The sequence below is a fragment of the Rhodoferax sp. LB1P47 genome, from assembly GCF_056521445.1.
In genome coordinates this window covers 1-24,507 of record NZ_JBWMAU010000029.1, presented here as the reverse complement: position 1 = coordinate 24,507, position 24,507 = coordinate 1, and the positions used below count along the sequence as shown (strand labels likewise).

General features: G+C 63.7%; 21 protein-coding genes. 12 read left to right on the top strand and 9 right to left on the bottom strand.

The window, feature by feature from the left end; all coding sequences use genetic code 11:
• The first annotated feature begins 272 nt into the window (after positions 1-272).
• Positions 273-839, top strand: a complete 567-nt coding sequence (locus AC0969_RS19340) for a fasciclin domain-containing protein (protein WP_479625783.1) — start codon at positions 273-275, stop codon at positions 837-839.
• Positions 840-848: 9 nt separating this feature from the next.
• Here the strand turns inward: AC0969_RS19340 and AC0969_RS19335 are convergent, their stop codons facing one another.
• Positions 849-1,706 (bottom strand): DNA ligase, encoded by an 858-nt coding sequence (locus AC0969_RS19335; RefSeq protein WP_479625782.1) that lies wholly within the window; start codon positions 1,704-1,706, stop codon positions 849-851.
• A 141-nt stretch (positions 1,707-1,847) separates the two neighbouring features.
• Between AC0969_RS19335 and ggt the strand changes: the two genes are divergently transcribed.
• On the top strand, positions 1,848-3,566 hold the full coding sequence (ggt, locus tag AC0969_RS19330) for a gamma-glutamyltransferase (protein WP_479625781.1): 1,719 nt from the start codon (positions 1,848-1,850) through the stop codon (positions 3,564-3,566).
• A gap of 102 nt (positions 3,567-3,668) precedes the next feature.
• Here the strand turns inward: ggt and AC0969_RS19325 are convergent, their stop codons facing one another.
• Positions 3,669-4,211 (bottom strand): DinB family protein, encoded by a 543-nt coding sequence (locus tag AC0969_RS19325; RefSeq protein WP_479625780.1) that lies wholly within the window; start codon positions 4,209-4,211, stop codon positions 3,669-3,671.
• Positions 4,212-4,254: 43 nt separating this feature from the next.
• On the opposite strand from AC0969_RS19325, the gene AC0969_RS19320 reads away from it, so the two are divergent.
• The 4 genes from AC0969_RS19320 (at position 4,255) to AC0969_RS19305 (ending at position 8,317) form a co-directional block, all read left to right on the top strand.
• Positions 4,255-5,199: a TIGR01777 family oxidoreductase gene (locus AC0969_RS19320; RefSeq protein ID WP_479625779.1), complete on the top strand. Its 945-nt coding sequence runs from the start codon at positions 4,255-4,257 to the stop codon at positions 5,197-5,199.
• Entirely contained in the window at positions 5,196-5,864 is a 669-nt protein-coding gene (locus AC0969_RS19315; RefSeq protein ID WP_479625778.1) for a nucleoside/nucleotide kinase family protein, read from the top strand. Before AC0969_RS19320 ends, AC0969_RS19315 begins: the two co-directional genes overlap by 4 nt.
• 8 nt (positions 5,865-5,872) lie before the next feature.
• The gene (locus AC0969_RS19310; protein ID WP_479625777.1) at positions 5,873-6,787 is read left to right on the top strand and encodes a GGDEF domain-containing protein; all 915 of its coding nucleotides are present in this window, start codon (positions 5,873-5,875) and stop codon (positions 6,785-6,787) included.
• Between the two features lie 72 nt (positions 6,788-6,859).
• The gene (locus AC0969_RS19305) at positions 6,860-8,317 is read left to right on the top strand and encodes a cobyric acid synthase (protein WP_479625776.1); all 1,458 of its coding nucleotides are present in this window, start codon (positions 6,860-6,862) and stop codon (positions 8,315-8,317) included.
• 29 nt (positions 8,318-8,346) lie between these two features.
• Here AC0969_RS19305 and AC0969_RS19300 read toward each other — a convergent pair whose 3' ends face one another.
• The 6 genes from AC0969_RS19300 to AC0969_RS19275 all read right to left on the bottom strand — a co-directional run bounded on the left by AC0969_RS19300 (position 8,347) and on the right by AC0969_RS19275 (position 13,950).
• Entirely contained in the window at positions 8,347-9,708 is a 1,362-nt protein-coding gene (locus AC0969_RS19300) for an esterase-like activity of phytase family protein (protein WP_479625775.1), read from the bottom strand.
• A gap of 63 nt (positions 9,709-9,771) precedes the next feature.
• The gene (locus AC0969_RS19295; protein WP_479625774.1) at positions 9,772-10,548 is read right to left on the bottom strand and encodes an ABC transporter ATP-binding protein; all 777 of its coding nucleotides are present in this window, start codon (positions 10,546-10,548) and stop codon (positions 9,772-9,774) included.
• A gap of 20 nt (positions 10,549-10,568) precedes the next feature.
• Positions 10,569-11,681, bottom strand: a complete 1,113-nt coding sequence (locus AC0969_RS19290) for a succinylglutamate desuccinylase/aspartoacylase family protein (RefSeq protein ID WP_479625773.1) — start codon at positions 11,679-11,681, stop codon at positions 10,569-10,571.
• Positions 11,682-11,686: 5 nt separating this feature from the next.
• Complete coding sequence (locus tag AC0969_RS19285) at positions 11,687-12,400, bottom strand: ABC transporter permease (RefSeq protein WP_479625772.1); 714 nt, start codon at positions 12,398-12,400, stop codon at positions 11,687-11,689.
• Positions 12,401-12,402: 2 nt separating this feature from the next.
• The gene (locus tag AC0969_RS19280) at positions 12,403-13,098 is read right to left on the bottom strand and encodes an ABC transporter permease (protein WP_479625771.1); all 696 of its coding nucleotides are present in this window, start codon (positions 13,096-13,098) and stop codon (positions 12,403-12,405) included.
• A gap of 81 nt (positions 13,099-13,179) precedes the next feature.
• Entirely contained in the window at positions 13,180-13,950 is a 771-nt protein-coding gene (locus AC0969_RS19275) for a lysine/arginine/ornithine ABC transporter substrate-binding protein (protein WP_479625770.1), read from the bottom strand.
• 205 nt (positions 13,951-14,155) lie between these two features.
• Here AC0969_RS19275 and cobT point away from each other — a divergent pair, with 205 nt between their 5' ends.
• The gene (gene cobT, locus AC0969_RS19270) at positions 14,156-15,184 is read left to right on the top strand and encodes a nicotinate-nucleotide--dimethylbenzimidazole phosphoribosyltransferase (protein ID WP_479625769.1); all 1,029 of its coding nucleotides are present in this window, start codon (positions 14,156-14,158) and stop codon (positions 15,182-15,184) included.
• 72 nt (positions 15,185-15,256) lie between these two features.
• Positions 15,257-17,485 (top strand): sensor domain-containing protein, encoded by a 2,229-nt coding sequence (locus AC0969_RS19265; RefSeq protein ID WP_479625768.1) that lies wholly within the window; start codon positions 15,257-15,259, stop codon positions 17,483-17,485.
• Positions 17,486-17,671: 186 nt separating this feature from the next.
• Here AC0969_RS19265 and pobA read toward each other — a convergent pair whose 3' ends face one another.
• Positions 17,672-18,859: a 4-hydroxybenzoate 3-monooxygenase gene (gene pobA / locus AC0969_RS19260; RefSeq protein WP_479625767.1), complete on the bottom strand. Its 1,188-nt coding sequence runs from the start codon at positions 18,857-18,859 to the stop codon at positions 17,672-17,674.
• 237 nt (positions 18,860-19,096) lie between these two features.
• On the opposite strand from pobA, the gene AC0969_RS19255 reads away from it, so the two are divergent.
• The 4 genes from AC0969_RS19255 (at position 19,097) to AC0969_RS19240 (ending at position 24,392) form a co-directional block, all read left to right on the top strand.
• Positions 19,097-19,867 (top strand): IclR family transcriptional regulator domain-containing protein, encoded by a 771-nt coding sequence (locus AC0969_RS19255; protein WP_479625766.1) that lies wholly within the window; start codon positions 19,097-19,099, stop codon positions 19,865-19,867.
• A gap of 313 nt (positions 19,868-20,180) precedes the next feature.
• Positions 20,181-22,337, top strand: a complete 2,157-nt coding sequence (gene dinG / locus AC0969_RS19250; RefSeq protein WP_479625765.1) for an ATP-dependent DNA helicase DinG — start codon at positions 20,181-20,183, stop codon at positions 22,335-22,337.
• A 20-nt stretch (positions 22,338-22,357) separates the two neighbouring features.
• Positions 22,358-23,242, top strand: a complete 885-nt coding sequence (locus AC0969_RS19245; protein WP_479625764.1) for a methylglyoxal synthase — start codon at positions 22,358-22,360, stop codon at positions 23,240-23,242.
• Between the two features lie 97 nt (positions 23,243-23,339).
• Positions 23,340-24,392, top strand: a complete 1,053-nt coding sequence (locus tag AC0969_RS19240) for a S1C family serine protease (RefSeq protein ID WP_479625763.1) — start codon at positions 23,340-23,342, stop codon at positions 24,390-24,392.
• Positions 24,393-24,507: the final 115 nt, after the last annotated feature.

Genomic DNA, 24,507 nt, shown 5'->3' with positions numbered 1-24,507 from the left:
ATGGCTTTCGATGCACCTCAACCACGCAACCCGCTAAATCCCTTCGCTTCGTCTTGATTTTTGTCGCTGGCACATTGGCCGCTTGGTCATCCGCAGAATTGTGCAAGTGGCTCAAATTAAGAGCTGCCAGCGCAGGTGTCATTTGCGCTGGCAGCTCTTTTTTATAAATTTTCAGAAGATTTAACCAACTTTTGAATCCAAAGCACCGCACTGCTCCGTATTGGTCTCAGCCGCAACATTTCGGCTTGTTATCCACCTACCAGGAGCTTTCCATGGCCTCGATCCAAACCACCCGCAAAATTGCTTCTTTCAGCCTGGCCGCCGTGATGGCCGCTGTGTCTTGTGCTTCCATGGCCGCCGATGTGATGGTTGGTGGCGCGCCAATGATGGCCTCCAAGGACATCATCGACAACGCCGTCAACTCCAAGGACCACACCACCCTGGTGGCTGCCGTCAAGGCCGCAGGCCTGGTGGATACGCTGAAGAGCCCCGGCCCGTTCACCGTGTTTGCACCCACCAATGCCGCCTTTGCCGCACTGCCTGCGGGCACGGTAGACAGCTTGCTCAAGCCAGAAAACAAGAGCACGCTGACCACCATCCTGACCTACCACGTGGTGGCCGGTAAATACGACGCGGCAGCGATCGGCAAGATGCTGATGGACGGCAAGGGCATGACCACCTTCAAGACCGTCAGCGGCGGTACTTTGACGGCCAAGGCCAGCGGCTCTACCGTCATGCTGACCGATGAAAAAGGCGGCACTGCCAACGTGACGATTGCCGACGTGTACCAGTCGAACGGCGTGATCCACGTGGTGGACAAGGTTCTGCTGCCTAAGTAATCACATCCGCTACAGATCCACATCCGCGCGCAGCCGCAAGAAGCTGGCAAAGCGCGGAATTCCGCTGGGGTTGAGATCCCGGAAGCGGTATGTCACCCAGGCCCCCAGCGCAGGCGGATTGCGCCGCTGGGCATCGCTGAAACCGGTGCCCAGCTTGAACTGGCGGCCATCGGCGGTTTCTACCGCTAGCGCGCCCAACATGCCCGCATATTTGCCCCGGCCTGCGATATGGCCCACCACGCGGGCTTCGGCATCGTCAAACGGTTTGAATTTCAGCCAGTCGTCTTTGCCAGGGTGGTCCAGCACGGCATCGCCCCGGTGCAGCACCAGGCCTTCGCCGCCGTTGTGCACCGTCTGGCGCAGCAGGGCTTGCAGGGCAGGGTGGCTGGCCACGCGGGCTTGGGCTACGGGCTGCACCCACGCGGGCAGCGCCAGTTGCTGCAATGCGGCCAAGCGGGTATCAAAATTTCCGCCGTGGGCGGGCAGGTCGAACAGCTGGTAGCGCATGTGCTGCCAGGCCGTGTCGCCAGCATCCCGCTGGCGCACCGTGGATACGGCGGTGGCAAACCTGCTGCGCCCGGCCCATAGTTCGCCGTCCAGCGCGTGCGCGGGCCACCCGGCAGTGAACCAGGCCGGGGCAAAAACCCGCTGCCCGCCCCGGGTCCAGAGCTGAGTGCCGTCCCAGTAGCCGCGCACGCCGTCGTATTTTTCGCTGACCCAGTAGCCCGCCAGCGCCATGCCGCGCTGGTAGGCCGTGGGCCGCGCCAGTACCGGCGGGCTGGCGCGGCCCGGGGTGGGAGCGCCCAATGCAACGATAAGTAACAAGCGTTGCAGCGCCGTGCGCCGCTGGAGTGGGGTGGTGTGCATGCTGGCAATTTACGCCAACCGTGTCGGTTTTAGGGCGATTTTTGGCGCTTTTGCTTACAAAACTAGCGGAATGCTTTGCTACAGTAATTTGGGGTTTCCCCCGCTGACACCACCGATGATTCACTTTGGAGACATTTCCGTATGCCTATTCCTTACTTTCGCCCCGCGCTGATCGCCACCGCCGCCCTGTGCTGTGCCGCCCAGGCCGCATCTGTCGCCCCGGTAGCCGCCGAACACGGCATGGTGGTCACCGCCCAGCATCTGGCCACGCAGGTGGGGGTAGATGTGCTGAAACGCGGTGGCAACGCTATCGACGCGGCCGTTGCTGTGGGCTACGCGTTGGCGGTGGTGTACCCGGCAGCGGGCAACCTGGGCGGTGGTGGCTTCATGACGCTGCAACTCGCCGACGGCCGCAAGACCTTTTTTGATTTCCGCGAAAAAGCCCCGCTGGCCGCCACCGCCAACATGTATCTGGATGCCGACGGCAACGTGGTCAAAGGGGCCAGCACCAACGGCTATCTGGCCGTGGGCATTCCCGGCTCGGTGGCCGGTTTTGAAGCGGCCCGCACCCAATACGGCACGATGGGCCGCGCCAAGCTGTTGGCCCCGGCCATCGAGTTGGCTGAACGCGGCTTTGTGCTGCGCGAGGGTGATGTGGACATGCTGAAAACCGCCACCGCCGATTTCCAGAAAGACGCGCCTTCGGCAGCCATCTTCCTCAACAAGGGCGAGCCTTTCCAGGTCGGCCAGAAGCTGGTGCAAAAAGACCTGGCCAAAACCCTGAAGCTGGTGAGCCAGAAGGGGCCAGATGGCTTCTACAAAGGCACGGTGGGCTCCAACATCGTGGCCGCCAGCACAGCCGGCAAGGGCATCATCACCCAAGAAGATTTGAACCAGTACAAGGTGCGCGAGCTGGCCCCGGTGGAGTGCGATTACCGGGGCTACCACATCGTGTCTGCCCCGCCTCCCAGCTCGGGTGGTGTGGTGATCTGCGAGATATTGAACATCGTGGAAGGCTATCCGCTGAAAGAGCTGGGCTTTCGCTCCGCCCAGGCGGTGCACTACCAGATCGAGGCCATGCGCCATGCCTACCTGGACCGCAACAGCTACCTGGGCGACCCCGACTTTGTGAAGAACCCACTGGACCGCCTGCTCGACAAAGCCTACGCTGCCAAGATCCGCGCCGCCATCGACCCCGCCAAGGCCGGTGTCTCCAAAGACCTGAAACCCGGCGTGGTCCCGCACGAGGGCAGTAACACCACCCACTACTCCATCGTGGACAGCATGGGCAACGCCGTGTCGGTGACCTACACGCTGAATGATTGGTTTGGCGCCAAGGTCACCGCCGCCAAAACCGGTGTGCTGCTGAACAACGAGATGGACGACTTCACCGCCAAAATCGGCGTGCCGAATATGTACGGTCTGGTGCAGGGCGAGGCCAACAAGATCGAGCCTGGCAAACGGCCCTTAAGCTCCATGAGCCCCACCATCGTCAGCAAAGACGGCAAGCCCGTGATGGTGGTCGGCACCCCCGGCGGCAGCCGCATCATCACAGCGGTGACGCACACCATCCTCAACGTGATCGACTACGGCATGAATGTGCAAGAGGCCGTGGACGCGCCGCGCTTTCACCAGCAGTGGCTGCCGGATGTGACCAATGTGGACACCTTTGGCATCAGCCCCGACACCCGCAAAATCCTCGAAGGCATGGGCCACATCCTGGGTGTGCCCCAGCCCGCGAACCACTTGGCCGCGATTTTGGTGGGTGCCCCGTCGCTGGAAGGCAAGCCCCGGGGCAACTTTCGTTTTTATGGCGCGAATGACCCGCGCCGCAATACCGGCTTGGCCGCCGGTTATTGATTTAAGTGGAAAAACAAGTTGCTACAGTTTATGTAGCTTTTTGTGCAGGTTATATATGCGCTAGAGCCATTTTTATGGCTCTATTTTTTTGGGGTGCGCATACTAGGCCAGCGCGATTAAATCCGTCACACCCACGTCCACGCCTTGCTGCGACAGCAGCGTGCTCACCTGGCCCCGGTGGTGGGTCTGGTGGTTGAAGAAGTGGGTGAGTGCCTGCCACAACGGGTGCTGGCGCGGCGTGCCTTGGGAGTTGGCGTAGGCCATGCTCCAGCCCGCCATGTCGGCTGGTGCGTCGGCTAGCCAGGTTTCGATGGCGGTGTCCAGCGCCTCGCGGTGGGCACACAGGGCGGCCCAGTCGGCGTGCAGGGCTTGGTTCAGCGGGTGTTGGGCGGGCATGCGGATGGCATCGGTGAGCACCGGCCAGGCTACGCCGTGGGCTGTGCCGCAGTCCACAAAGCGCCGCAGCCAAATCTGGTCGGCCACCAGCAGGTGGTTCAGCGTGCGGTGGATGGAGCCGAAAAACGCGCCGCTGTCTTGCTGGCGGGCCGCGTCGTTAAGCCCGTCGCAGGCGGCATAGAGGCGCTGGTTGAACCAGTGGTTGTAGCGGGCCAGGAAGCGGTAGTTGGCAGAGAATGCAGATTCCATATCGGCTATCGTGCCATGGATTCTTCACACTGAGCAGCCTCCCATGTCTTCCCACCACATCCTCCTCACCGGCGGCACCGGTTTTATCGGCCAGGCACTGAGCCGCATGCTGTTGGCCCAAGGCCACCGCCTCACGCTGTGGGTACGCAACCCGGACAAGGCCCGCCGGATGTACGGCCAGGCGGTGCAGTGCATCACCCAGCTGGCCGAGCTGCAAGACACCCCGGTGGATGCGATTTTGAATTTCTCGGGCGAGCCGGTGCTGGGTCCGCGCTGGTCGCCCGCGCGCCAGCAGGTGCTGCACGCCAGCCGCAGCGGGGTCACGCAGGCGCTGGTGGACTGGGTGGCGCAGCTGCCCCACACGGCCAGCAAGCCGCGCTGGCTGTTGTCGGCCTCGGCGATTGGTTTCTACGGCGTGCAGCCACCGGGCGACCCGGCGGCGCTGGGGGAGGGTGCGCCGCCGCAGCCGATTTTTATGTCTGAACTGTGCCAGCGCTGGGAGCACACCGCGCAGGGTATGGCGGCCCACGGCGTGGCGGTGGCGACGGTGCGGCTGGGTGTGGTGCTGGGCCAGCAGGGCGCGCTGCCGCAGATGCTGCGGCCGTTTCGCTTTGGGCTGGGCACGCAGATGGGCGCGGGTAACCAGGTACTGAGCTGGGTGCATCTGGACGACGTGCTGGGAGCCGTGGCCTTTTTGCTGGCCCAGCTGGATAGCGCGCCTGCCACCGGGGCCTATAACCTCACCGCGTCGCAGCCCGTGACCCAGCGGGAATTCACCCGCACCGCTTGCACCGTATTGCAGCGCCCGCTGGCCGTGCCGGTGCCTGCGGCGCTGCTCAAGCTGCTGCTGGGCGAACAGGCCACGCTGCTGACCGACGGCCAGCGCGTGCTGCCCCAGCGCCTGCTGGCCGAGGGCTATCGCTTCCGTTTCGACAGCTTTGAGGCAGCGCTACGCGACCTGGAACAGCAGCGAAAATCAGCCGCATGACTGTTCCCACCATTACCCAACCCGCCGCCCAACTCCTCGCCCTGCTAGAGGCCCACCACACCCGTCGCACCGTGGTGGGCATAGTGGGCCTGCCGGGTTCCGGTAAAAGCACCATCGCCGCCCAACTGGCCGCCGAGGTCAACGCGCAGGCCGGGCCCGGCACGGTGCTGGCGCTGGGCATGGACGGCTTCCACCTGAGCCGCGCGGCCCTGGCGCAGATGCCCGACCCGGCCGCCGCCCTGGCGCGGCGCGGCGCGCCCTGGACCTTTGACCCCGCCGGACTGGCCCAGCGCATAGCCGCGCTGCGCAATGCACCGCTAGAACCCGCTGCTACGCCGGTGCTGTGGCCCGCGTTCGACCACGGCGTGGGCGACCCGCAGGAAGATGCCGTCGCCATCGGCCCGGCCACCCGGCTGGTGCTGGTGGAGGGCCTGTACCTGCTGCACCGGGAGCACGGCTGGAACCTGCACGGCCTGCTGGATGCCTGCTGGTATTTGGATGTGCCGATGGCGGTGGCGATGCAGCGCCTGGTGGCTCGCCACCAAGCCGCCTGGGGCCTGAGCGTGGCGCAGGCCGAAGCCCGACTGGCTTTGAACGATAGGCTCAATGCCGACACCGTGGCGCTGACCCGCGACCGTGCCGACGGCTTGTTACCGAATGTATGATCTTTGGCATGCCCATCACCACCGACCCGATTGCGTTGCAACTGCTGGCCTCCCAGCAGGACACGCCGCTGCTGGTGGCGCTGTTTGATGACGGTGACCAACTGCGGTTTGCCAATGCGGCATTTCGGCAAAGTTACGGTTTAGGCCCCGACGAGGAGCCCACCTGGGCCGAGATGCTGCTGCGCAACCATGCCGAGGGCGTGGGGGCGCTGATTGAAACCACCGACATCGCCAGTTGGCTGGTGTCGGCCCGGTCGCGGCGCGGCAAGCTCCCTTTTCGCGCCTTCGAGGCCGACCTGTGCGATGGTCGCTGGGTGTGGATGACCGAAACCCTGCGCTCCGACGGCTGGATGCTGTGTGTGGCCAGCGACATCACCGAACTGCGCTCCAACGAACGCGCCCTGCGCCAGGCCCGCGACGTGGCGGTGCGGGCAGCGCAGACCGATGTGCTCACCGGCATCAGCAACCGGGCGCACATCCTGCAACAGGTGGAGCACAGCATCGAGCAGCTGAATCTGTACGACACCCCCTGCGGCGTGGCCTTGGTGGACCTGGACAACTTCAAACGCGTCAACGACACCTATGGCCACCCGGCGGGCGATGCCGTGCTGAAGCATTTTGCGCACGCGGTGCACGGCATCTTGCGCCGTGACGACGGTCTGGGCCGGGTGGGCGGGGAGGAGTTTGTGATTTTGTTCCCCGGCATCTACCCGACCGGGCTAGAGGGCATCGTGTCGCGCATTCTGGACATCGTGCGCCAGTCGCATCCGCTGCCCGAGCATCCCCAGTTTGGCTACACCTGCTCGGCCGGTATCGCGGCGCTGCGGCCCGCTGAAAAACTGCGCAGCCTGTACAACCGCCTGGACGTGGCCCTGTATGCGGCCAAGGGTGCGGGGCGAGACCGTTGCATTTGGGCCGAATAACTGCTATGTTATTTGTAGCTAATGGTGCATATTAAATATGCGCTAAAGGCCAATTTCATTACTATTTTTGATATGACTCTTGCAGTTTGTACTATGGTGCTGGGCACCACCAGCGGGGCGGGCAAAAGCTGGTTGACCACCGCTCTGTGCCGCTACTACGCCCGCCAGGGGTTGCGGGTTGCGCCGTTCAAGGCGCAAAACATGAGCAACAACGCGCGCGTGGTGGACGGCGGTGAAATCGGCAGCGCCCAGTACTTCCAGGCGCTGGCCGCCCGCACTAAACCCGAGGTGCGCATGAACCCGCTGCTGCTCAAACCCGAGCGCGACACGCACAGCCAGGTAGTGCTGCTAGGCCAGGTCAGCGCCGAGCTGACCGGCCTGGACTGGCGCAGCCGCAGCGCCCGGGTCTGGCCGGTGGTGGCCCAGGCGCTAGACGAATTACGGGCCGAGAACGACGTGGTGGTGATCGAAGGCGCGGGGTCCCCTGCCGAGATCAACCTCAGCAGCAGCGACATCGTCAACATGCGCGTGGCCCGGCATGCCGATGCCCGTTGCCTGCTGGTCACCGACATCGACCGGGGCGGCGCGTTTGCCCACCTGTATGGCACCTGGGCGCTGCTGCCGCCCGAAGACCGGGCGCTGCTGCACGGGTTTGTGCTGAACAAGTTTCGCGGCGATGCCAAGTTGCTGGCCCCGGCTCCGCAGATGCTGCAAGACCTGACCGGCGTGCCCACTGTGGCCACGCTGCCGATGTGGTGGCAGCACGGCCTGCCCGAAGAAGACGGTGTTTTTGATGATCAGACCCGCTCCAGCGGCACGGTGACCCGCACCATCGCCGTCATTACCTACCCGCGCATCAGCAACCTGGATGAATTTCAGCCACTCAAGAACGTGCCCGGCGTGCGCCTGGTCTGGGCGCGCAGCCCGGCTGACTTGGTCGGGGCCGATTGGGTCATCCTACCCGGCTCCAAGCACACCAGTGGCGACCTGGCCTGGCTGCGCCAGCAGGGGCTGGATGCGGCCATTACCGCGCATGCGGCGCGCGGTGGCGCGGTGTTAGGTATTTGCGGCGGCCTGCAGATGCTGGGCGAGGCATTGATCGATCTGCACGGCATCGACGGCAATGCGCCGGGCCTGGGCCTGCTGCCGGTGGTCACCCAGTTTGAAATACAAAAAACCGTGCAGCACCGCCAAGCTATTTTTGCGCCCGGCATGACCGGTTCGTGGGCTGCGCTGGCCGGGGTGGCGGTGGCGGGCTATGAAATCCACCACGGCCAGACCCAGCAGCACGTGGCGATGGCGAAAGCTGGCGATGTGGCCCAGGCCGTGATGCCCGACGGCCTGGCCTGGCAAAACGCGGCGGGCAATGTGCTGGGCCTGTACCTGCACGGCCTGCTGGAAGATCCGGCCGCGCTGCAAGCCCTGTTCGGAGCCACCGTGCCCACGCTGGATGCGGTGTTTGACGGGCTGGCCGACTACGTGGGCCGACATTTTCAACCCGGGTTCTTAGACGGCTTGATTTGCCCGTAGTGGTCTGGACTGGATGCAAGCCTGCTGCATCAACGTCCGGGCCGCAGGTACCCGGCCAAGTCGGCGGACGTGGCGGTGTAGGCGTGCAGCACGCCGGGCAGCAGGGTGTAGGCAGGGGTGAGCGTGGCCGCCGCGCCGCCGGTGGTGTAGGTGCAGCCGGTGGTTTGGTCCAGCGGGCACTGGATGGAGGCGGCCAGCGGGTCGGGCGCATCCATCTTGAAGTACACGTCAAACTGCGCGCCGCTGCCGGTTTGGGTCACGCTGTAGTCGTTGTCGGTGCCTGCCAGCAGCACAAAGCGGCCATCGGGCAGCTGCGGGCCAATCGCCAGGCCTTCCCACTTTTCGGGCGACAAGTTGCCCAGCGCGGGCAGGGTGTTGGCGGCCAAGTCAATGACGGTGGCGCTCTTACTGACCGCCACCACGCCGGTGGGCAGCGTGGCCCCGCTGGCGGGCAGGGCGGTGTTGGATACATCGCTGGCCCCGGCCAAGCTGATGCGGTAGACGCGTTTATCGGGCGTGGCCAGCGCCGCACCGGCACCCACGCCCCGGTTGTTGCGCTCCAGCACCCAGAAGCTGTCGTTATTGAGTGCCACCAGCGCTGAGATGCCTTGGCCCTGGCCCGCGCGGTCTAGCAGGTAGGCGTATTGCGCCACGGCCTGGCCGGTGGTGGTGTCGAACTTCACGATGCGGGCAAAGCGGCCGTCTTTGGCACCGCCTTCGTCCAGCATGGGGCTTTGCAGCATGGCATAGGCAAACGCTCCATCGGGGCTGATGGCCAGACCTTCAAAACCCCGGTTGTGCCGCTTGCCCGCCGTGTTGCCGGTGTCGCCATCGTGGTTGGCCACGCCGGTGGCGGCATTGCGGGGCAGCAGGTTGGCGGGAATGGTGAAGGCCCGCACAAACTGGCCCGTGGCGGTAAATTCATAGACCGAGGGGCCGTATTCGTCCGATACCAAAAAGTGCCCGGTGCGCGGGTGTACCACCAGGCCCTCGGGGTCCAGTGCCCGGCCAGGGGTGTTGGCGGGCTGCGGGGCCAGGCCATTGAAAGCCTTGCCCTGCGCATCGGTGAACAGCACGGTCTGCGCCACCTGGAAGCGGGCAATGGCGCCGCTGGCGGGGTTGATGTCCAGCGTGAAGCGTTGCACACGGGTGGCGTAGTCAATCAGGCCGCCGCCCGGTCCCCGGTCCGACAGGCCCCACCAGGCATTGCGCTGGGGATCAAAATAAATGTCCGAGAAAAATCCCACACGTCCCTGGTTGGCGCCGGGCACACCGGTGGCATCCAGCGTCTGGCCGGGAATGGCGATGCCGTTGACAAACACGGGTTGGGCGGTAGCGGCGGCGCAAAGCAGGCAGGCCGCTGCGGCCAGGGCAGAGAAGGTCAGTTGCACGGTGGTTTCCTTGGCGGCAAACCTAAAATTATCGGCAACCCCGATGTCAACCGTGTGACGAATTTATTTCAAACTACCCGAGAGGAACTGCTGCAAGCGCTCGCTTTTCGGCTGGGTTAGCACTTCGCGGGGCACGCCTTGCTCGGCGATCAGGCCTTTGTGCAAAAAGATCAGGTGGTTGGCGACTTCGCGGGCAAAGCCCATTTCGTGGGTTACCACCACCATCGTGCGGCCCTCTTGCGCCAGGGTTTGCATCACGCGCAGCACTTCGGACACCAGCTCGGGGTCGAGGGCGCTGGTGGGCTCGTCGAACAGCATCACCTCGGGTTCGATGGCCAGGGAGCGGGCGATGGCTACCCGCTGCTGCTGGCCGCCGCTCATGTGGGCGGGGTAGGCATCTTCTTTGCCTTGCAGATCGACCAGCTTGAGGTACTTGCGGGCGCGGGCAATGGCCTCGTCCTTGGGCACGCCCAGCACGTGGATGGGGGCTTCGATGATGTTTTGCAGCACCGTCATGTGGGCCCACAGGTTGAAGTGCTGGAACACCATTGCCAGTTTGGTGCGCATGCGCTGGAGCTGCTTGGCCTCGGCGGCCACCAGTTCGCCGTTTTTGTCGGCTACCAGCTTGAGCTCTTCACCGGCGACCAGAATGCGACCGGCATTGGGCTTTTCCAGCAGGTTCATGCAGCGTAAAAACGTGCTCTTGCCGGAGCCGGAGCTGCCGATGATGCTGATCACATCGCCTGCGCGGGCCTCTAGCGACACGCCTTTGAGCACCTCGTTGGAGCCAAACTTTTTGTGGATGTCGAGGGCCTGGAGTTTGAGGGGCTGGGTGGTCATAGGTTCTGCATTCAAAAATTTCAAGCACCCAGCAGATTGCCGGTGCGAAAGGGCACGCTGCCCGCGATGTTGGCCAGGTCGTCGCCGGGGGTGGCGTAGCGCTCGGTGGTGCGGGCGTACAGCACACCGGGCACTTCGGCGCGCAGGGCGTGCACATGGCCGCTGACCGGGTCGATGATTTCGGCCACCAGGTCGCCCAGCGCCAAGCGGTCGCCCGGCTGGGCGGCAAACACCAGCACGCCGGGCACCGGCGATTTCACATACTGCGCGCCTGCCAGTGGGGTGGCGGCGCAGGCCAATGCGGGTAGGGCCGGCGGCTCGCCACCGACCACGCCCAGGTGCTGCAAATAGCCGAACAGCGCACTGGCATCGGCCTGACCGAGGGCGTGGCTGATGTCGCGCTCACCGCGCAGCTCCACCGTGGTGCTGGCGCAGGCCTGGGGAATCGGGAAGGGCAGTTTCTCGGCCAGTTGCCACCACGCACCCGACAGGCATTCGTCGAACGACAGGCCCCCCGAGTTTTTGGCCAGCAGCACAGCCTGCGCGCCCAGCAGGCGGGCCAGGGGTTCCAGCACCGGCCAGCAGGGGGTTTCGGTGTACATGTGCATGACGGCTTCCAGGTCGCAGTGCAGGTCTAGCACCACGTCGGCATCGAAGGCCAGGCTAACCAGCTGCTTGCGCTGGCTGGCGAGTTCGGTGGCGGGCTGCCAGGCATGCAGGTGCGCGGCCATAGCCTTGCGGATGGCGGCTACGTTGGCGGCCGCATCCGACCCCAGTTGGCCATCGACCAAGGGCAGCACGGCGGCGCACAGGTCGGGGAAGTGGCGGTTGAAGTTCTCGGATGTGTTCAGGTCAAACCGGCCCATCGGTTTGTGGTCTACCCGCTGGGCCAGTCCGATAGGGTTGGCCAGCGGCACCAGGATGATTTCGCCCTGGATCTGGCCCTGCGCTTCGGCCTGTTCCAACAGGCGGCGCAGGTGGTGGGCGGCCAGCATGCCGGGTAGTTCTTCGGCATGTAGGCTGGCCTGGATGTACACCTTGGGCCGGGCACCGGGGGTGCCGAAGTGGAAGCTGCTCAGGGTTTTCTGGCTGCCAATGCTCTGGCTGCGCAGCACATGGTCGGTACGGTGCATAAAAATCAGTGTTTGCGGGGAGCCAGGTAGGCCAGAAAGTGGCGTTCGGCCAGCCGGAACAGCGCAATCAGCGCAAAGGTGCCCACCAGGTACAGCGCGGCGGCAAACAGATAAGCTTCAAACGGCAGGTAAAAGTCGGAGTAAATGCGGCTGGCGGCGGCGGTGATGTCCAGCAGGCCCGGCACGGCGCTGGCCAAGCTGGTGCTTTGCAGCATCATCACCACCTCGTTGCTGTAGGCAGGCAGGGTGCGGCGCATGGCGCTGGGCAGCACGATGCGCAGCAGAATCTTGAAGCGGCTCATGCCCAATGACTGCGCGGCTTCGATCTCGCCCGCGTTGGTTTCGCGGATCGACCCGGCCAGCATCTCGGCGGTGTAGCCTGCGGTGTTCAGCGCAAACGCCAGCAGGGCGCAGAAGAAGGCGTTTTTGAAGTACACCAGCGGCCACACGGTGTCCCAGCGGGCCTGGATCCATTCGAGCTGGGCCAAACCGTAATAGATCAGGTAGACCTGGATCAGCAGCGGCGTGCCGCGCACCACAAAGGTGTAGGCCCCCACCACACCGGCCAGCAGCTTGTTGTTGCTGGTAAGTGCCAGGGCAAACGCCACGGCCAGCACGGCCCCGATGGCGACGGACGCAAACAGCAGGGTCAGCGTGGTGACGATGCCCTCGCCAAACATGGCCAGACTGTCGGCACTAAATATGACTTCCCAGTTCATGCTTAAAACGCAATCCGTTTGGTACCCAGGCTGTAGCGTGCGTTGAGCTTGCGCAACACGGCCAGCGAGACCCAGGTGAAGATGAGAAACAGCGCACCCGCAAACAGCAGGTAGGCAAAGGGTGAGCGGGTGGCGGCGCTGGCCTGCTTGGCCAGATAGGTCATTTCTTGCAGGCCGATCAGGCTGACCAGGGCGGTAGATTTGATCAGCACCAGCCAGTTGTTGGTGAACCCGGGCAGGGCGTAGCGCACCATTTGCGGTGCGGTGATGCGCATAAAGGTTTGCGCAGGTGCCATGCCGAAAGCGGCGGCGGCTTCAAACTGGCCGCGCGGAATGGCCATGATGGCACCGCGAAAAGTCTCGGTCATGTAGGCCCCGTAAATGAAGCCCAGCGTGAGCACACCGGCAAAAAACGGGTTCAGGTCCAGGGTGGCTTCGCTGCCCGCCATCTCCAGCAGCGTGTTTACGCCGATCGTGCCGCCGTAGAACACCAGCAGCATCAGCACCAGATCGGGAATGCCCCGGATGACGGTGGTGTACAGCGTGGCCGGAATCACCAGCAATGGGCGACCCGACAGCTTGGCCGCTGCGCCCAGCAGGCCAAGCAGCACCGACACCACCAGGGCACCCAGGGACACCCCAACCGTAAGCAATGAACCGTGCAGAATGGACCAGTAGTAATCGTTCAAAAAGGACATCCCGGGAAGAAAAAAACAAGCCGTGGCGGCTGCATTTACTACGTAGTTAATACAGCTTGGCCACGGCAACGGGTGCGTAGCTTACTTCGTGCCGTATACGTCCATCTTGAAATATTTGTCGTTGATGGTTTTGTAGGAGCCGTTGGCGCGGATAGCGGCAATCGCGGTATTCAATTCGTCCTTCAGCGCCTTGTCGCCCTTGCGGATGGCCACGCCTGCACCGCCACCAAAGTATTTGGGGATATACAGCTCTTCACCAACGGCCTTGTAGTCTTTGCCTTCGGGTTTGCTCAGGAAGCCGCCGGTGACTTCCACAATATCGGCCACGGTGCCGTCCAGACGGCCCGATTTGATGTCCAGGTACACCTGGTCTTGGGCTTCGTAAGGGGTGACAGTGACGCCCACCTTTTTCAGCTCGCCGTTGGCGTATTTTTCTTGGGTGCTGCCCTTGAGTACGCCGATTTTCTTGCCTTTGAGCGAAGCCAGGTCGGTGAACTTGATATCGTTTTTGATGACGATCTTGCTGGGGGTGTTGTAGTACTTATTGGTGAAGTCCACCACTTTGAGGCGGTCTTCGGTGATGGACATCGAGCTGATGATGGCATCGTACTTTTTGGCTTGCAGGCCGGGGATCATGCTGTCCCACACCTGCTCTACAAACACGCACTTGCGCTTGATTTGCTCGCACAGGGCGCTGGCGATGTCCACGTCAAAGCCGGTGGGCTTGCCGTCGGCGGTTTTGAAGGTGAAGGGTTCATAGGTGGGGTCGATGGCGACCTTGAGGTCTTTGCCCTGGGCGAATGCGGCGGCAGCGAGTGCGGTCAAAGCGAAAGTCAATACGATTTTTTTCATCAAGTTTTCCTGGTAATTCAGTTACGAAAAATGGAGTTGCATGCACACCATAAACCACAAATTTTAGGCTCCAAAATGGTGCATTCCTGCTGGTGTTTGCCCTTAACGGCTGCACAGCGGCGAACGCAAGTCCCATACCAGCACAGGCCCAAGATGTTTTTTCATGTAATGTGCGTGACTTTTACTTTGAGCCTCCAACCTGTTTATGTCCATGATTGACCTGACCGATTCCACCCTGCGCCAAGCCCTGCAAACCAAGCTGGACCAAAAAACCAAGCCCCTGGGTTCGCTGGGCGCACTGGAGGCGCTGGCCCTGCAATTGGGTGAAATTTTGGGCACGGCATCGCCCCAGCTGGAGCAGCCGCAGCTGGTGGTGTTTGCGGGCGACCACGGGCTGGCGGCGCGCGGCGTGTCGGCCTACCCCAGTGACGTGACCTGGCAGATGGTGGAAAACTTCTTGGCCGGCGGGGCCTGCGTGAGCGTGCTGGCGCGCCAGCACGGCATTGCCCTGACGGTGGTGGACTGCGGCGTGCGCCACGACTTTGCGCCCCGCCCCGGCCTGCTGGACTACAAAATTGCCTATGGCACCGCCGATACCCTGGAGGGCCCGGCGATGGATGCGCTGGACTGCGAACGTGCCATCGCCCAGGGCCGCGCCATTGTCAAAGGCCTGCCGGGCAATGCGCTGCTGCTGGGCGAAATGGGCATTGGCAATACCTCGGCCGCGTCGCTGCTAATGGCCCGCCTCACGGGTCTGCCGATTGCCGACTGCACCGGCGCGGGCACCGGGCTGGACGCTGCCGGTCTGCGCGCCAAGGTGGCCGTGCTGGCGCAGGTACTGGAGCGGCACGCCGCCGTGAAAGACCCTCTGCACGCGATGGAGGTGTTTGGCGGGTTCGAGATGGCCACCATGCTGGGCGCGGTCTTGCAGGCGGCCCAAGAGCGGCGGGTGGTGGTGGTGGATGGCTTTATCACCACCGCCGTGGTGCTGGTGGCGTACGCCTTGCAGCCGCTGGTGTTGCAGCGCTGCGTGTTTGCCCACCGCTCGGGCGAGCATGGCCACAGCCGGATGCTGCACCACCTTGGTGCGCAGCCGCTGCTGGACATCGGCCTGCGCCTGGGCGAAGGGTCGGGTGCTGCGCTGGCCTGGCCGTTGCTGCAATCGGCCTGTCTGGTGCTGGCGGAGATGGCCAGTTTTGGCTCTGCGGGAGTGTCTGAAAGTGCTACCGCGTAGGCCGGCATATTTGTTTTTCGCGCCTATGCATGCGGCTTGGTAAGTTGGGCCGAATACCTCCACAATCGGCGTATGAAAAGCTCTCGTCCGCTTGGCACAATGGCCTTGAATTCTGATCTGGCTGACCCGTTGCAGGCACTGCTGCATGTGGTGAATCAGAGTGATAACGCGTTCATCGTCGGCGGGCCTGACACGCGTACCGTCTATGTCAATGTCGGCTTTACCAAGATGTTTGGCTACACCCTTGCCGAGATGCGTGGCCGGACTGCCAGCTCTGTTCTGCCCGGCCCGCACACTGACCGCGAAGCGGTGGAACGCGTCAGTAGCCAGCTGCTGCTACCAGGTGGTGGATGCGCCGATATCTTGCTCTACACCAAGGCGGGTCGGCCGCTCTGGGTATCGTTGGTGGTCAACCCGATGTTTGATGCCGACGGCCAACTGTCGGGCGTGGTCGGCGTGTTGACCGACATTACCCAAACCAAAATGCACGAGGTTCTACAGCACGCCATGCTGCATGGCATGGTGCAAGAACTGCCCCTGCCAGACTTGATGCTTTTGGTGTGCCGTGAAGTGGAGCGCATCGCCCCTGAGGTCGTGGCTTCGGTGCTGTCGGTGGATGCACACGGGCGCTTGCACCCGCTGGCGGCTCCCAGTTTGTCGGTAGATTATTCCAATGCCTTGGATGGCTTGGCGATTGGCCCCGATGTAGGCTCGTGCGGCACGGCGGCCTGGCGTGGCACGCCGGTGGTGGTGACCGATATTGCGAGTGACCCGCTGTGGGCTCCCTACAAAGGGATGATCTTGCCGCAGGGGCTGGTGGCTTGCTGGTCCAGCCCCATCCTGGCCAATGACGGCCGCGTGCTCGGCACCTTTGCTTTCTATTACCGCACCCAGCGCGGCCCGGATGCGTTGCACCAGCGGCTGGTTGAAGTGGCGCTGCATTTGTGCGCGCTGGCCATGCAGCGGGAGGAGTCGCGGGCACACATCCACCATCTGGCTTTCTACGACACCTTGACCAGCCTGCCCAACCGCAAAATGTTGCGCACCCAGGCCGATCGGGCGGTCGCCGAGGCACAGCGCACCCAGGCGCCATTGGCCCTGCTGTTTCTCAATATCGACCGCTTTAAATACATCAACGAGGCCCAGGGCCACAGCGCAGGCGATGCCTTGCTGGGCGCAATCGCCAACCGGCTGAGCCAAGAGGTGCGCGGGCGCGATCTGGTGGGCCGCCAGGCGGGGGATGAGTTTGTGATTGTGCTGTCTGAGTGCTCTACCGAGCAGGCGGCCATTGCGGTGGAGCGCTTGCTGCTGGAGATTGCCGCACCGGTGGTGTTGGCATCGGGGGTCACGGTGCACCCCAGTGCCAGCGTGGGGGTTGCCATGTTTCCCGAAGATGGAAGCGACTTCGACACTTTGCTGCGCCAGGCTGATCTGGCCATGCACCAAGCCAAGCACGATGGGCGTGGTTGCCTGCGTTTCTTTAACGATGCCATGAACCGCCGCACGCTGGAGCGCCTGTCGCTCGAAGCCGACCTGCGCGAAGCCCTGCGCACGGGCCAGCTGCACCTGCACTACCAGCCGCAGGTCAGCGGCCTGGCAGGCCACGCACTGTATGGGCTGGAAGCCCTGGCCCGCTGGGACCACCCGCAATGGGGGGCGGTGTCGCCGGCCCGGTTTATCCCGCTGGCGGAAGAATGCGGGCTGATCGACGAACTCACCCACTGGGCGCTGGCCGAGGCCTGCCGCCAGATGGCCGACTGGCGCGCCCGGGGTGTGGCCGTGCCCCGGGTGGCGGTCAACGTGTCGGCCCGCAATTTCCAGAACCCAGGCTTGCCCGTGTTGGTGGCCGATTTGTTGCGCCAGTACCAGCTAAACCCCCGTGACCTGACGCTGGAGATGACCGAAAGCGTGGCGATGGACAGCACCGCCGGTGTGGTCGCCACCATGGATGCCGTGCATGCGCTGGGCGTCAACCTGTCGCTAGACGACTTCGGCACCGGCTATTCATCGCTGGGCTACCTGCACCGCCTGCCGATCCATGAGCTCAAGCTGGACAAAAGCTTTGTGCAAGACCTGGCCGACAACGCCGTCGCCCAGGCGCTGACCAATACCGTGCTGCGGATTGGTGACGGCCTGCACCTGGTGGTGGTGGCCGAAGGGGTGGAAACCCCGTCGCAAGCAGATTTTTTGACCACCCGTGGCTGCCCGGTGTTGCAGGGCTACTTGTTTGCCCGGCCGATGCCTGCGGCCCAGTTTGAGCAATGGCTGCGGCTGCGTAATGGTTGCGTAATGGTTGAGTAACGTCTGAATAACGGCTGAATAACGGCTGAATAACGGCTGAATCATGCTTTTTTGAACCAGAAGTTCTCCCCGTCCGCACTGGATAACTTTGGGGGTAACTCTGTAAGCTTTTTGTATGACCAAGCTAAGCCCTTGTTTTTAAAAGACAAAGCTTGCGCTGCCTGATTTTTAAGCAGTTGCTTGTGGTTAGCGCCCCAGATCCAGCGGCAGCCCCACGTAGTTCTCGGCCAGCACCGTCGATGCAGCGCTCGAATGCACCAGATAGTCCAGCTCGGCTTCCTGCATGCGCTGGCCGAATGCGCCGGTGTCGGGAAACTTGTGCATCAACGAGGTCAGCCACCACGAAAAACGCTCGGCCTTCCAAATACGGGCCAGGGCACGTTGTGAGTAGGTGTCGATCCCGGCGGCGCTTTTCTCGGCGTAGAACTCGATCAGCGCACCCGACAAATACTTCACATCGCTGGCCGCCAGGTTCAGCCCTTTGGCCCCGGTGGGCGGCACGATGTGGGCGGCATCCCCGGCCAGAAACATGCGGCCAAAGCGCATCGGCTCGGCCACAAAGCTGCGCAGCGGGGCAATGCTTTTTTCCAGCGTGGGGCCGGTGACGATGCGCTCGGCCAGTTCGGGGTCGAGGCGACGGCGCAGCTCGTCCCAGAAACGCTGGTCGCTCCAGGCATTTACCTTGTCGTCCACCGGGCACTGCACGTAGTAACGGCTGCGCGTTAGGCTGCGCATCGAGCACAGCGAAAAACCGCGTTCGCTGTTGCCATACACGATGGAGTGGGGCGACACTGGTGGCACATCGGCCAGCACACCCAGCCAGCCAAACGGGTACACCTTTTCGTATTCGGTGACCGCGCCCTCGGGCACGCTGGCGCGGCACACACCGTGAAAGCCGTCGCACCCGGCGATGAAATCGCACTCCAGCTCGAAGTTTTGCCCGTCCTTTTGGTAGCGCACGCGGGGGCTGCTGCTGTCGAAGTCGTGCACGCTGACCTGCGCGGCCTGGTACACCGTGGTCAGGCCTGCGGCGCTGCGCGCATCCATCAAGTCGCGGGTAACTTCGGTCTGGCCGTAGGCCGTCACCACCTTGCCGCCCGTCAGCCCGTGTACGTCGATGGCGTGGCGCACGCCCGCGAACACCAGCTCGATGCTGTGGTGCACCACCCCCTCCGCCTGCACCCGCTCGCCCATACCGGCTTCATGCAGCATGTCCACCGTGGTCTGCTCCAGAATGCCGGCGCGTATGCGGCCTAGCACGTAGTCGGGGCTTTGCCGCTCGATGATGACGTTGGCAATGCCGGCCTTGTGCAGCAATTGGCCGAGAAGCAAGCCGGACGGGCCTGCACCGATGATGGCAACCTGGGTACGCATAAAAAGTCTCCTGAAACGATGTGCCTAGCTTATTTCTATGCCCTCTGGTTTGATAGCCGTCAAACGCGTCTGTGTGCGATGATCGGCTTACTTGTGCGATCACCGCGCAAAAGGTGCAACCCATGCTCAACGGACGATTTCCAGAAACACCGCAGAACTGGCTTTGCCAGGCTGCTGGTGTTGCCCCCTGCAAGGGGGGGGCGGAAAGCGCTTTGCGCTGGAGCCTGGGGGTGAGCCATGAATAAAACAGATCTGATTGAGGGCATGGCCAAGGGCATGGCGGTGCTGGAAAGCTTTGACACCGAGCGCCAGCGGCTCAACGCCACCCTAGCCGCCCAGCGCGCCGGGCTGACCCGGGCAGCGGCCCGCCGCCATCTGCTGACGCTGGCGCACCTGGGCTACCTGGACACCGACGGCAGCTACTTCTGGCTGGCGGCCAAGGTGTTGCGGTTTTCGGGCAGCTACCTGGCATCGGCCCAGTTGCCGCGCGTGCTGCAACCCACGCTGAACCGGCTGGCGGCGCAGACGCTGGAATCATTTTCGGCCGTGGTGCGCGACGGGGACGAGGTGGTCATCGTCGCCCGCAGTGGCAACGACCGCAGCGGCGGCCCGCTGCGTGTGCTGGCGTACGGCCTGCACCTGGGCGCGCGCCTGCCCGCCCACGCCACCTCCACCGGCCGGGTGCTGCTGGCGAATGCGCCCAAGCTGGCCTTCAACGCCTGGATGAAAAACCGCAGCCTGCCGCGCCTGACTGCCCACACCACCACCGACCCCAAAGCCTTCCGCGCCGCCATTGCCCAGGTGCGTACCGACGACTTCTGCGTGGCCAGCGAAGAGCACGAACTCGGCGTGCACGCGCTGGCGGTTCCCTTGCGCAACCTGCAAGGCAAAACCGTGGCCGCCCTGAACGTAGTGACCACGCCGCAGCGGCTGGAGGCGGACGTGTTGCGGCGGGATTTGCTGCCGCTGCTGCTGGAGGCTGCCCGGGAACTGCGGCCTTTGCTGTAGATATCGGTAGGAAATTACGTATGTTTCCAGGTGAATGTGTACGGTGGCAGCAGCATCGCCGTGGGCGGCGAGTAAGCAGCTGCCTTTGCATCGGCGCGAATCAGTGTCCTGCCGTATGCTTTTTTTGCTATGTAAATAATAGCTACTAGCGCATATTAAATATGCGCTAGAGCCCTATTTCTTATAAATTTCTGCGCTCCGTTAAACTGTAAGCCTATCCAGTTCAGGACTTGCGCAAGTCCTCCTGTACGCCCAGAGGGCGACACAGGGGGGCGCTGCGCCAGTTCTACAGTTCTTATTTTTGCCGCAGCCCATGTCTCCCGAACACACCGCCCAATCCGCCCTTGCCGCATTCGACCAGGTCGTTAGCGCGGCGGGCGACTTCCGCAGCCGCCCTGGCCAGCGGCTGATGGCGCAGCGGGTGGCGCAAACCTTCAGCGAAGCCACGCTGGGCAAGATGGAAAACGAAGACGACACCCCGCTGCGCTCGATTGCCGTGATCCAGGCCGGCACGGGCGTGGGCAAATCGCTGGCCTACTGCGCCCCGGCCATCGCCGTGGCCCTGGCGCGCAAGACCCGGGTGCTGATCTCCACCGCCACCGTGGCGCTGCAAGAGCAGTTGGTCACCAAGGATTTGCCCGCGCTGGCTGCGCTGATGGATGAGCCGTTTCGCTTCGGTCTGGCCAAGGGGCGCGGGCGCTATGTGTGCAAGCTCAAGCTGTCGCGCCTAGCCGGGGAGGGCGGGGCCGACGATGACGACATGTTTGCCGATGAGCTGGCCGCAGCCACTTTTGTGCGCCACGACGAAGAAGCCCGCATGCTGCAATACGCCAGCCTGGCCCGGGATTTGTCCAGCGCCGCCTGGGACGGCGACCGCGACAACCTGGCACAGCAGCCCGATGCCGACCTCTGGCAGCCCATCGCCGCCGAGGCCAGCAGCTGCACCGGCAAGCACTGCCCGGCCTTCAACGGCTGCACCTATTTTGAGAAGCGCAAAGAGCTGGTCGGCGCGCAAGTCATCGTGGCCAACCACGACCTGCTGCTGTCCACCCTGGGCACGCGCACCCTGCCCGATTTGGACAACTGCCTGCTGATCCTGGACGAAGGCCACCACCTGCCCGCCGTGGCGCTGGACAAATTTTCTACCGCGATGGACCTGAGCCGCCTGGGCTGGATCGACACCCTGGCCAGCCGCGCCAAGCGCATCGGCAGCCTGATGGGCGTGTCCGAGGTGGCCGACGTGGGCCGCTACGCCTCGCAGCTCAAGCAAACCCTGGAAGACATCGCTAAAACCGTGGCCACGCTGTACGCCGATGTGCTGCGCGCGCCGCCCAGCGCCTTCGGCCCGGCCCGCGTGCGCCTGCCCAAGGGCGAGCTGCCACCCCAACTGGTGGAGCCGCTGGGTATGGTCAGTGTGATGGCCGAGAGCTTTTTGGGTGTGCTCAACGACATCGCCAAAGCCCTGCGCACCGAGATGAAAGACGCGCCCAACGAGGCCCGCCGCCTGTCGGTGCTGTATGCGCAACTGGGCATGCTGTCGCCCCGGCTGGAGTCGGTGCATGCCACAGCGCAACTCCTGTTGCAAGAGTCGGAGCCGCCCCGGGCCCCGGTGGCCAAGTGGTTCACCCTGGCCGATACCGATGGCCGGGTGCAGATCAAAGCCTGCGCCAGCCCCATCCTGCCGGGCGCCACCTTGCGCCACCAGCTGTGGGCGAATGTGCGGGCGGCCGTGGTCACATCGGCCACGCTCACCAGTTGCGGCGAGTTTGATTTTTTCCTGCGCGAGACCGGATTGAAAGACGACGAGGCCACCACCACGCTGGAAGTGGCCAGCCCGTTCGACTACGCCACCCAGGGCCAGTTTGTCACTGTGCAAACCCTGGCCGACCCGCGCAACGCCAGCGCCTTTGTGGCCGAGATGGTGCTGGCCCTGGTGCGCGACTTGGCGCAGGTAGAGCACGGCGCACTGTGCCTGTTCACCTCGCGCGACCAAATGCGCCAGGCCGTGCTGGCCCTGCCCGACGCGCTGCGCCCCAAGGTGCTGGTGCAGGGTGACCTGCCGCGCATCCGCCTGATGCAGCAGCACCGCGAACGGGTGGGTGCGGGCGAGGTGTCCATCATCTTTGGCATGCAAAGCTTTGGCGAGGGGTTGGATTTGCCCGGCCAGCTGTGCGAAACCGTGTTCATTGCCAAGCTGCCGTTTGCCTCGCCCGACGACCCGGTGGGCGAATCTCGCGCCGAATGGCTGCGCGGCGTGGGCCGCGACCCGTTCAGCGAGCTGGTGGTGCCCGCCACCGCCATCAAGCTGGCCCAGTGGGCGGGCCGCGCTATCCGCACCGAGACGGACAAATCTTTCGTTTATTGCTACGACCGCCGTTTGAGCGACACCAGCTACGGCCAGCGCCTGCTGCAAGGCTTGCCGCCGTTTGCGCGCAAGCGGCTGGATGCGCAAGGCAGATTGTTGGCATAAGCCAGAAAAAGGAAATAAGCATGCCCTCCATGCGTTTTGGACTCATTGCCCACCGCCTGCACCGCCAGGGCTCGGACAGCAGCTTGATGCGCTGGTTGCAGGCTGCCGAGCCCGCTGTGCGCGATTTGAACCTTGCCCTGCACGCTGTGGGCGGCACCTATGACGCGGTAGCGCGTTACGGCTTGCTGGAGCAGTTTCCGGGATTGGTGCGCTACCCGAACGGGCATGCGGGCGGCCTCACGCGGCTGGTGTCGCATATCGTGGGCGGCGTGCAGCCGGGGCAGGCGCTGGACGGGGTGATTTTTCTGATCGACCCGGTCGATCCGTCCTCGCTGTTCCCCGAGGCGCAGGCCCTGAAGCGCCAGTGCGTGATCCACGGCAAGCCGTTTTTAGCCACCGAGGCCGCCGCGTTGGAGTGGTTGCAGATCGAAGCCTTGCAAGCCGGGCTGGCCATCGCCCAGGCCCCCGGTGCTGCGCTGTTGCAGGCCATGCCCGCGCAGGTGGTGGCGCTGATTGCCCACGATGCCTTGAAGACCCAGATGGTGGAATTTGCGGGCACCCATTTCGACCTGCTGTCGCGCTTTGCCGAGCGGGTGGCCACCGGCACCACCGGCGGTTTGCTCAACGACATGGCCTGGAGCCGGGGCTGGCCTGCAGCCACGCCCTGGGTTACGCCTTACCGCAGCGGCCCGCTGGGCGGCGATGCGCAAATAGCAGAGCGCGTGCTGGACGGCAGCTGCCACAAGGTGGTCTTTTTTGAAGACCCACACGTGGCCCGCCAGCACGAGGCCGATATCCAGCTGATGGAGCGTGCCGTGTGTAGCGCCAGCGAGCGCACCACCTGCATGAATTCGCCTGCGATGGCTTGGCGCTGGGCCGAAGCCTTGGGCAAAGTGGCAGGCTGAACAGGCCAATATCCCCGCTGTTGTGTACGGTTTGAAATAGGCGCATTCTTGGCTGAGGGCATCCGTTTCGCCTTAACGTGAAAGTTAGGAGTTCACCATGCACACACGTTCATTTCGTTGCCGCCTGCGTTCTCTGGGCGTGGTTTTGTGGGCTTTTTGGGGCGCTGCCTGTCTAGCGCTGGCCGCCACCACGGCGACGCCTGCTGTCCAAACCACGATGGATGCCCTCGCCAAAGCCAACGCCGCCGTGGTCGGCGTGCGGGTGAGTGTGGAAGAGACTGCGCGATCGGCCGAAACCCTGGGCCAGCGGCGCAGTGGCTCGGGCGTGGTCATTGGCCCGGACGGGCTGATTTTGACGATTGGCTATTTGATGCTGGAGGCCCAGAGCATCGAAATCGTCACCCACGACCATAAAACCCTGCCTGCCCAGGCCGTGGCCTATGACCAGGCCACCGGCTTTGGTCTGGTCCGGCCGATTCTGCCGCTGCGCGGTATCCAGCCGGTCACGCTGGGCCGCTTGAAGGAGTTGCGCACCGGCGAACCTCTGATGGTGTCCACCGGTCCACAACCCAGCGGCGAAGAGGCGGATGTGAACATGGTCCAGGTGGTCAGCCAAAGGGCGTTTTCTGGCTATTGGGAGTACCACATCGACAGCGCCATCTTCACCAGCCCGCCGGTGGGTAACCATTCGGGCGCGGCGGTGTTCAACCAGCGCGGCGAGCTGATGGGCATTGGCAGCCTGCTGGTGGGCGATGCCCTGGGCCGCAGCCCGCGCATCGCTGGCAATATGTTTGTGCCGGTGGATTTGCTCAAGCCTATCCTGGCCGAGCTGCAAAAAACCGGCAGCAGCCAGTCCAGCCGCCGCCCCTGGGTAGGCCTGACCTCCAGCGAGCAGGCCGGGCGGGTGCAGATTCTGCGCGTCAGCAAGGAAAGCCCGGCCGCATTGGCGGGCCTGGAGTCCGGTGACGTGGTGCTGGCGGTAGACGGGGCCAAGGTCAGCACGCTGGAGGGTTTTTACAAAAAGCTCTGGGACCACACCCAGGCCGAGGTAGATATTCAGCTCACCGTGCTGCAAGGTGCCGACATCAAGACCATCGTACTGAAAGCCGTGGACCGCATGAGCACCCTGCGCAAACCTACGGGTATTTAATGGCTCTCTTCCGTTTCGGGTGGCACACCACTACCCCCACTCAGATCATGGACGAATCCTTGCTTTTTGAAGCGGATTGGGCGGTAAGTGAGAAAGCTTGCCAGCAATCAAGAAG